Genomic DNA, 9,412 nt, shown 5'->3' with positions numbered 1-9,412 from the left:
CGGCTGAGGAATCAGAAAATCGGATTTATTGTCCAGAGCTTCCATCTGATCAACGACTTGTCGGTGCTCGATAACGTAGAGATTCCGCTACTGTATCGTTCGGCCAATGGTAAACCGCGTCAGGATTATGCGAAAGATGCGCTGATGAAAGTGGGGCTGAGCAATCGGATGAAACATTTTCCGAAGCAACTGTCGGGTGGGCAGAAACAGCGCGTCGCCATTGCCCGCGCCATCGTCGGCAATCCCGATATCATCCTGGCCGATGAGCCAACCGGCAATCTCGACAGCGCAATGGGTAACGAAATCATGAACATTCTGCAGCAACTCAACGACGATGGCGCTACCATCGTAATGGTTACGCACGACGAACAAATGGCCAAACGTACGCATCGGCTGGTGAGGCTCTTTGACGGGACACAGGTGTTGTAAAGGTTGAATGATAGAGTTATTGAATGATAGAATAGCTGGCGCATAAAACCATTTTATCAATCATTCAAAATTCTATCATTCAATCACTCTATCATTCAAAACTATGCTACTTAACTACATCAAAATTGCCTGGAAGGTGTTGCTGCGGCATCCGTTCTACACCTTCATTACGTTGTTCGGAATCAGTCTCACGCTGACGGTGCTGATGGTCCTGACGTCGTTTCTGGATCACCTGTTCGGAACGCATTATCCCGAAACGAAACGGGATCGGTCGCTTTACATCATGCAGATGGTGCAACGCGATTCTGCACGCTCAGGGCGGAATACAGGGCCAATGAGTTTCAAGTTCCTGACGAACTTCGCTAAAACGCTGAAAACGCCCGAACGTGTTACCATTTGCACATTTTACAATACGTCGAACGCCTACGTGGGTTCGCAGAAAATCAAGCTCAATACCAAATTTACGGATGCCGATTTCTGGCGCATTATGGACTTTGAGTTTCTGGAAGGAAAGCCGTACAATGAGCAGAACATCGCCAACGGCGAGTACGTAGCGGTGATTAACGATGATCTGAAGAAACAATATTTTGGCAACAGCGCCGAATCGGTTGTCGGTAAAAACATTGATGTTGAGAATGTTAACTACAGAGTCATTGGCGTAGTGAAAGGAAGCCCGGCAACACGTCCATTTACGTATGCCGATGTTTACTTTCCCTACAATGCGCCTAAGAGCAATTACCAGGAGGAAGGTATGCGGGGGAATTTTGTTAGTGTCATTCTTGCCAAAAAGAAGGCTGACATGCCCGCCATTCAGGAGGAGTTTCAGAGTCGGATAAACCGGATTCCGGTTCCAGGTGTACAAAACGGGTGGAAATATTATTCCGTAGAGGTAAAATCTGAACCCTACGCCGAAAACTTCATTGGAACGATTCTGGATGGGGGGCCTGGTCTGAAATCCATTTTCTACGGCATCATTTTCTTTGTGGTGTTTATGCTGCTGGGGTTACCGGCCATCAATCTGGTCAATGTCAACGTCAGCCGCATTATGGAGCGCGGTTCAGAAATCGGTGTTCGTAAAGCGTTCGGCGCACCCGTCCGCACGCTGGTCTGGCAATTTATCGTCGAAAATATTTTCATTACGTTTATCGGCGGTGCCATTGCGTTAGTCCTGACGCTGCTCGTTATCAACCTGATCAACAGCAGCGGCTGGATTGCCTATGCTGACCTGACCATCAACCTGAGTGTATTCATGATCAGTATGCTCGTTTGCCTGCTGTTCGGATTCCTGTCGGGTGTGCTTCCCGCACTACGTATGTCGAAACTAACCATTGCTGAAGCGCTAAAAGCTTAATTTTCAATGACTGAATGATAGAATGAGCGAGTATTTTCTCGTTCAGCCCATTCTATCATTCACTCATTCTATCATTCAACATTGCTATGCTAAGTCATCTGTTTAAACTCATCTGGAATAAGAAAAAAGCCCATACACTGCTGATTGTAGAAATCTGGGCTTCGTTTATGGTATTATTTGGCCTGGCCACCCTGATTGTGATAAACGTCGGGAATTACCGGGAGCCAATCGGATTTTCGTACGAAAACGTCTGGGCCATTGGTCTAAGAAACAATCAGGATACGACCGACGTAGCAGCCAAATTACAACGTATTGTTCAGCGTCTGAAAGCTTACCCTGATGTCGAATCTGTGTCGCGGATGAGCAGTAATTTCCCGTTTTCGGCGAGCCAGATGAGTAACAGCTTCGAATACAACAAGCGTAGCACGCAGGCCGACAGCTACGTAGCGGACGAGAATTTTGCGAAAACGCTTGATATATCGGTTCCTAATGGGAAATGGTTTCAGTCTGCCGACAGTGTCGGGAAATATAAACCCGTTGTGATTAATCAAAAAATGAAGGAAGAACTATTTAGTGATGAAAATCCGCTGGGGAAAATCGTCAGTAAAGAATACAAAGTGGTAGGGACGATCGATAACTTTAAAGCGAAAGGTGAATTTATGACGAATAAACCCGCCATTTTTCAACTGGTAGATGCCAACGATGCCTGGACCAATACCATACTTATCAAAGTGAAGCCCGGAACGGATGCCGAGTTTGAAGCCAAAGTGGTAAAGGACATTGCTCTGATGGTAACGGGCTGGAGTGTAGAAGTCGATTACCTGACGGATTCGCGAAAAAATCAGCATAATCTGGTGCTCGTGCCCGTCATTATTGCTTCCATCATCTCCATTTTTCTGTTGATTAACGTAGCGCTTGGTTTGTTCGGTGTATTGAACCTGAGCATTGCCAAACGCCGGGGCGAAATCGGATTACGTCGGGCCATTGGGGCCACAGGCAGCGGTATTTCGGGTCAGTTCGTCGGCGAAATCTGGGTACTCGCTACGTTCGCCATGCTGATCGGCCTGCTCTTTGCCGCCCAATTTCCGTTACTAAATGTCTTTGATGTGCAAACCGGTGTTTACGTAACAGCCATTTTCCTGGCAGTGCTGATTATTTACGGCATCGTTACGTTATGCGCCTTATTTCCCAGTCGTCAGGCCGCATTAATTCAGCCCGCCACAGCCTTGCATGAAGAGTAGAGACCGCACCGGCGGACCGGCAATACCTTGCGTCTCATTCGCGTCAGCAAAAGCAGGCGTCAACCAATTATTTGCTTATAAATTTGCGTAACGATTGTACATCGTTTATGATCAACCAAAAACCATCCGGTCAGGAGACACAACGTATTGCGTCTCTACTGGTTATCGACGACGATATTGCTGTTCAGACTTCACTTTCGCTGCTTTTCAGGAAAGAAGGGTTTGCCGTGCGTGTCGCGGACGGACCCTTCGAGACGTTTGAGGTACTGGACGAACAGACGCCGGAGGTGATTCTGCTGGATATGAATTTTTCGGTCGATACGTCGGGCGATGATGGACTGCGACTGCTACGTCGGATTCGGGAGCGGTTGCCGAACGTACCGGTTATTCTGATTACGGGCTGGGGTAGTATCGATCTGGCCGTAGAAGGCATGAAAGCCGGAGCGAAAGATTTCATTACCAAACCCTGGCAGAACGATCACATCGTACAGTCGGTACGTACCGCGCTCAATCTGGCGCAAACCGCACCGACATCGCCTAATCGCCGGAAACTCGACCAGCAATTTCAGTTCGAAAACATTGTTGGCGAAGATCAGCATCTGCTCGATATTCTGACGACTGTCGGGCGCGTAGCACCTACCGATGCTCCCGTACTCATTACGGGCGAAAGCGGTACGGGTAAAGAACTCATTGCCGAAGCCATTCACCAGAACAGTCGGCGCAAACGAAACCCGTTCGTAAAGGTCAATCTCGGCGGCATCTCCAGTACGTTGTTCGAGAGCGAACTGTTCGGGCATGTGCGTGGGGCTTTCACTGACGCTAAATCCGATCGCGTGGGTCGTTTCGAACTGGCCAACAAAGGCTCTATCTTTCTGGACGAAATCGGCGACCTTGACCCCGCCAGTCAGGTTAAACTGCTACGTGTGCTGCAGGATCGGACGTTCGAGCCGCTGGGCAGTAGTAAGTCCCGAACGGTAGATGTGCGGGTTATCTGCGCCACCAACCGGAACCTGGAAGAGATGGTCAGCAAAGGCCTGTTTCGGGAAGATCTGTTTTACCGGATCAACCTCATAACGGTTCGTCTGCCCGCCCTTCGTGAACGTCCTGGTGATATTCCGTTGCTGGTTAACTATTTTGTCAACAACCTGAAAACCATTTACAATCGTCCTGATCTCAAAGTCAGTACGTCGGCGCAGAAATGGCTCAGAAACCTGCCCTTGCCCGGTAATATTCGCCAGCTCAAGAACGTAGTGGAACGTACTGTTTTGCTATCGGCCAACGACGAACTTCAACCCGACGACTTCGCCCAAAACCTCACTCAGCAAAATAACCCCATGCCCTCCGCCGGAATGCCGCACTACCACACCTCGCTTCCCGACATCGGCACAATGACACTGGAAGAAATGGAATACCAGATGATTCAGCGGGCTATGGCGTTTCATCAGAACCGCGTAGCAAAAGTAGCGCGGGCATTGGGCATCACCCGTTTTGCACTCTACCGCCGATTGGAGAAATTTGGCATTCCGTACGAAGATGTGTAGGGCAGAGGGGTAAGGGAGTGGGGCATGGAGGAGGATTGGTTTATAGAGTATTCTATAGCCTAAACCCCATACCCCACACCCTAAGCCCCACGCCCTTACCCCCATTCCCCATGCGCCTAACTTTCCGCACTCGCTATCTGCTTTATATTGTGGCTATTCACGTAGCGATTGCTGGCCTTTTGTTTTTAGTCTTGCGCGAGAACAAACTCGTTTTTATCGCCAGTGAGGCCGGGCTGATCGTTTCCATCATCATCGCTGTCAGCATTTACCGACAGTTTCAGCAGCCAGCCGAGTTCATTGCATCGGGAATTGAAGCCATCCGGGATAAAGATTTCACCGTCAAATTTGTATCGACGGGCAATCAGGAAGTCGATGAGTTGATCACCGTCTATAACCTCATGATCGACCAGCTTCGGCAGGAACGTACAAAACAGATTGAACAGCAGTTTTTTCTGGAAAAACTTGTCGAAGCGGCCCCCATTGCCATCCTGATTTTTGATTTCGACGGACGGATTGCGTCCGTTAATCCGAAGGCCAGTCATCTTTTGTCGATTCAGTCCGACGACGTAGTGGGCAGGCATCTGGACGAAATTGGCTATTCGCTGCTGGCGCAAATGGCCGATATGACCGACGGCGACTCGCGGGTGATGAAACCCAACGGCATTGAAACCTATAAAGTGCTACGTTCCAATTTTATGGATCGGGGCTTTCGTCGGTCGTTTCTGATGATCGAAGAGCTGACGCCCGAAATTCTGGCAACCGAGAAAAAAGCCTATAGCAAAGTGATTCGGATGATGGCGCACGAAGTCAACAACTCCATCGGAGCTGTCAACTCCATTCTCGACGTAACCCAATCCTACGTAGCAGAACCCGACGTTCAGCACGCGCTACGTGTAGCTGTTGAACGAAACGACCGGCTCAATCGCTTCATGCGCCGATTTGCCGACGTAGTGCGCTTACCCCAACCCCAGAAACAACTGGCCGATGTAAGCGAAATTGCCCGCAACGTAGTACAACTGATGCAGCCACAGGCCGAAGCCGTCGGTGTTACGTTGGCAATAACCGTTCACGAAGAAAACCGGCAAGGTGTTGATGTAGAGCAGTTTGAGCAGGTTTTGGTGAACGTGGTGAAAAACGCACTCGAAGCCTGTAAAGCTGGTAATCAGGTAGACATAGTCAGTCGGGCAAACGCTTTGCTCGTTCGTGACGATGGCCAGCCAATTTCCGAAGCGACAGAGGCTAATCTGTTCAATCCGTTTTACAGCACCAAACCCCAGGGGCAGGGAATTGGTCTGACCGTTACGCGCGAAATTCTATTAAATCACGGCTTTACGTTCTCGCTTAAAACCCAACCCGACGGCTGGACCGAGTTTCTGATCGAATTTACTACGTAACTATCGGGCCCGATTTTGTTCTGTTTCGGCGGTCGATTGGCTGCGGTACGTCGCTTTAAGTGGTTTTCCGAACCGATACGTAAGGCTGATGTTAAAACTAGACGTACTATAGGTTCGATTGTAATAGATGTCGGTTTCGCCTACGCTGTAATATCCGGCCCGGTTCGTCTGATGGAAAATATCGTTGGCCGTGAGCCGTAGTTTCCAGGCATTTTTGAAAAAGTCTTTCTCCATCCCAAACGTAACGGTAGCCCGACTTTTGTCGTGGTAAAGCCCGTAATATTTGTCGCCCAGATACCAGGCCAGAAGCTGAAGTTTCACTACGTTCCTGATCGTAAACGTATTGTTGGTATATACGTAAAGCTGCGGTCGGGGTGTAACTAGTTGAAATCCATACTGGTTATCAACAGAATTGCTTTGGCTCAGGGTAATGGTGTTGGTCGTATTCCACCAGTTGATTGTCAGGGTAGTCGATCCGGAAAGAAAGAACGTATTGTCTTTTTCGAGGTTAATGCCTTTAAGTACGTAGCTGTTCGGCCCATCGCCCCGCAAAGCGGCTCCACTAATCGGGTCAATCGTGTAATTGTAGCCCGCGCGGAGGTCAATCAGCTTGTATTTCATCCCGATTTCAAACGAATGAATCTTCTCAGGGCGCAAATTTGGGTTGCCTTGAATCGACGTAAACGGGTCCTGATAAATGACATAGGGATTCAGGGCCTGATATCGGGGTCGGGCGATTTTGGAAACGTAGGACAGTCGGAAATCCAACTCGTCCGAAACCGTTTTCGACAGCGAAAGATTGGGAAACACGCTCAAATAATTTTTCTGTATCACCTGTCCCGATCCAGCGGTTGTGCTCAGGTCATAATACGTCCACTCGCTCCGAAGCCCGGCCCCGAACCGAAGCTGTTTCCCAAGCGATCCTGAATAATTGATATAAGCGGCCGGAATCAATTCGGCGTACGCGAAATGACTGGATAAGTTGGGGTCGAGCTGAAAATCAGTGTCGGCAGCCGCCACCAGAAAATCTGTCCCTGACGTAGTATGTGCATACGTGAATTTAAATCCTGTTTCGAGCTTTTTACTGGCACGTAGCATCCTGGTGTAATCGGCCTGCGTACTGGAAATCAGAATCGTATAGGCCTGATCATTTTTTAGCTGCTGAGCAAAACTACTGTCGTTCAGCAGGTTGTTTTCGCTGATCTGGTCATGAATATCCGTACTAAAGCTGGCCAGTTGACTGCCCAGAAAGAGCGACGAGCCGAGGGAATCGAGCGTTTGGTTGTAATTGAAAATCAGCGAATGATTTAGCCGTTGTTCATTTTTGCTCAGCGTGCTCTTGTAAACCCCTTTGTCGACCGCATTGGTCAGACTGTTTCGACTGTACTGATTGCCGCCCAGCTTATCGAAGTTGCCTTTGTAACCCAGCGATACGTAGGTTTTTTCGGTTAGGTTGTACTGAACACCAAGGCCATAGCTGGAATAATTATGCAGTTTCCGTTGCCAGTCGGTCGTTAATTCGGAGTACAGATAGTTGGACGTTGCAGGGCGGGTGCGGGTTGTGTACAGGATTTCACGGTCGTTGCCGCCACGTAGCGTATAGTTTGCGGCAACGGTCAGTTTGCCTTTTCGGTACGTCAGATCCGACAGCGTATTGCTTTCGTCACCCGCAAAAGCTGAATGCGTATACTGCAGCGTAACGGAGCCCGTCGTACCTCTTTCGGGATTTGTTCGGGTAATGACCCGGACGATCGCTTTACCTTCGGCGTCGTAGCGGGCCGATGGGTTGGCAATAATTTCGACCCGAACAATCTGACTAACCGGAATCGACACCAGTTGCTCATACGTAATGGCCTGCCCATTGAGGAAAATAAGTGCTTCGCCTTTTCCCACTACGTTGATACGCCCTTCGTTGAACGTAATACCGGGTGAACGTTCCAGAATCTGGTTGACCGACGTACTGCCCGCCAGAATCGTACCCGCCACCTGTATATCCACGCTGCCGTTTTCACCATACCGAACCAAAGGAGCCTGTCCGCGAATACGAACCTCCGTTAATTGAGCATTACGTTCCTGCAGTACAATCACGCCTAAATCCAGTGTTGACTGAGTAGGGTTCTGAATCGGAATCCGCGAATCGGCTAAGCCCACACTACTTACATGAAGTACGGCGTTCCTGTGCGGAATGGCGCTAAACGAAACCAGCCCATCGGGAAAAACGCCACTTTTGAGCAGGGCCGAATCGGGAACCGAAAGCAGACGCGCATGTACAGAAACAGGCTCCTGATGGGTATTGGTAAGGCGGGCAGTCAACGCGTATGCGGGCTGACCAAAAACAAATTGAGGCAAGGCGAGAAAGAGGCCAATGGAAAATAGAAGGCCAGATACGTTCATGGCTGATTTTTGGATGAATGTTAACTGGTCCAAAAATCAGCCGCAGCCCAATGAAATCGGTTCAGGAAACGGGAATCAGGAGTATGGATTTATAAATCCGTACTCGCTCTATAAGTGTTTTAATTGCAAACGGGCGAAAATTGCCGCCGGGCTACCTGTGCGGTTTTAAACGGGGTTTATAATTTGTAATGATTAGTTCTTAGTCTCTTGTCAAGATAGATTTCGTGAGGAGAATTATTTGGTAAAGCCTAACTCTTTTGTGATCTTATCAATTATATTTTTCCAGGTTAAGTTGGAAAATCGCTGTTATGGTAAGGGATTATTCATAGAATAAGCTTATTAACTGCGAGTAAAACATCGTATGGAGAAATAGTAAAAGCCAGACAACACGAAGTCACCTGGCTTTCTTTTCGCTCTGTGTGCAGACCTAGGGCTGCGTTTTAAGTGCATCTAGGACTACTTCGAGTGAAATATGATAGTAAAACTGGCCAGCTAACGAATTGTTTAAGAAAAAGGCTAATTTTTTTAGATTTAGAAAATATAGTCGTTTATTTTTCAATTTCACTTATTGATCATCCCTGGACCAACCCCTGAAAATGCTCTATGAAAACGGATCGAGTGCTTTTATTATTGGCCGTGGCCAGCTTACTACTAGCCGCTTTTAATGGGCCGTTTAGATATGTTCTATTGGGATTTTCAAGCAGTTCCTTTTTGGTTTTTGTCCTTAAATTGGTCAATCGCAACAAGACCACCTAACATAAGCAAGATCATACAACAATTAGGAGACTATGATTGATGAGCAAACCCTACGCAAACTAGCTCTATCACTACCGCAGGCTCTAGAAAAAGACCATTGGCAACGACCCGCTTTTCGAGTCAATAATAAAATCTTCGCTACAATCTGGCCCCTTGAACAACAAATTGTAGTACGGTTGAGCCTCGCTCAACAAGCTCGATTAATTAGTCAAGACGCGATTACCTATTCAGTGGTAGAAGGCAAATGGGGGAAGCAAGGCTATACGATAGTCCAATTCGATAATCTAGAGCCAGCTGAATGCTACG

The 9,412-nt window shown here is 48.3% G+C and carries 7 protein-coding genes; 6 read left to right on the top strand and 1 reads right to left on the bottom strand.

Annotated elements, in window-relative coordinates; genetic code table 11:
* The 5 genes from ACOJS8_RS04910 to ACOJS8_RS04890 form a co-directional block, all read left to right on the top strand.
* A partial coding sequence (locus ACOJS8_RS04910) for an ABC transporter ATP-binding protein (protein ID WP_420147415.1) occupies window positions 1-429 on the top strand: 429 nt, incomplete at its 5' end.
* A 103-nt stretch (window positions 430-532) separates the two neighbouring features.
* Window positions 533-1,780 carry an ABC transporter permease gene (locus ACOJS8_RS04905; RefSeq protein WP_420147414.1) on the top strand — a complete coding sequence of 416 codons (1,248 nt, stop codon included), beginning with the start codon at window positions 533-535 and terminating at the stop codon, window positions 1,778-1,780.
* An 86-nt stretch (window positions 1,781-1,866) separates the two neighbouring features.
* Complete coding sequence (locus tag ACOJS8_RS04900) at window positions 1,867-3,021, top strand: ABC transporter permease (protein ID WP_420147413.1); 1,155 nt, start codon at window positions 1,867-1,869, stop codon at window positions 3,019-3,021.
* A gap of 107 nt (window positions 3,022-3,128) precedes the next feature.
* A complete protein-coding gene (locus ACOJS8_RS04895; RefSeq protein ID WP_420147412.1) occupies window positions 3,129-4,562 on the top strand; it encodes a sigma-54-dependent transcriptional regulator in 1,434 nt (477 codons plus the stop codon).
* A gap of 110 nt (window positions 4,563-4,672) precedes the next feature.
* Window positions 4,673-5,956 carry a sensor histidine kinase gene (locus ACOJS8_RS04890; protein WP_420147411.1) on the top strand — a complete coding sequence of 428 codons (1,284 nt, stop codon included), beginning with the start codon at window positions 4,673-4,675 and terminating at the stop codon, window positions 5,954-5,956.
* Here ACOJS8_RS04890 and ACOJS8_RS04885 read toward each other — a convergent pair whose 3' ends face one another.
* Entirely contained in the window at window positions 5,957-8,350 is a 2,394-nt protein-coding gene (locus ACOJS8_RS04885) for a TonB-dependent receptor domain-containing protein (RefSeq protein WP_420147410.1), read from the bottom strand.
* A 788-nt stretch (window positions 8,351-9,138) separates the two neighbouring features.
* On the opposite strand from ACOJS8_RS04885, the gene ACOJS8_RS04880 reads away from it, so the two are divergent.
* Window positions 9,139-9,412: MmcQ/YjbR family DNA-binding protein (locus tag ACOJS8_RS04880; RefSeq protein ID WP_420147409.1), on the top strand; the 274-nt coding region annotated here is incomplete at its 3' end.

The sequence above is a fragment of the Spirosoma sp. genome, from assembly GCF_048594605.1.
GTDB lineage: Bacteria > Bacteroidota > Bacteroidia > Cytophagales > Spirosomataceae > Spirosoma.
The sequence above is the reverse complement of the archived record's forward strand: the minus strand, read 5'-3'. Positions and strand labels throughout refer to the sequence as shown.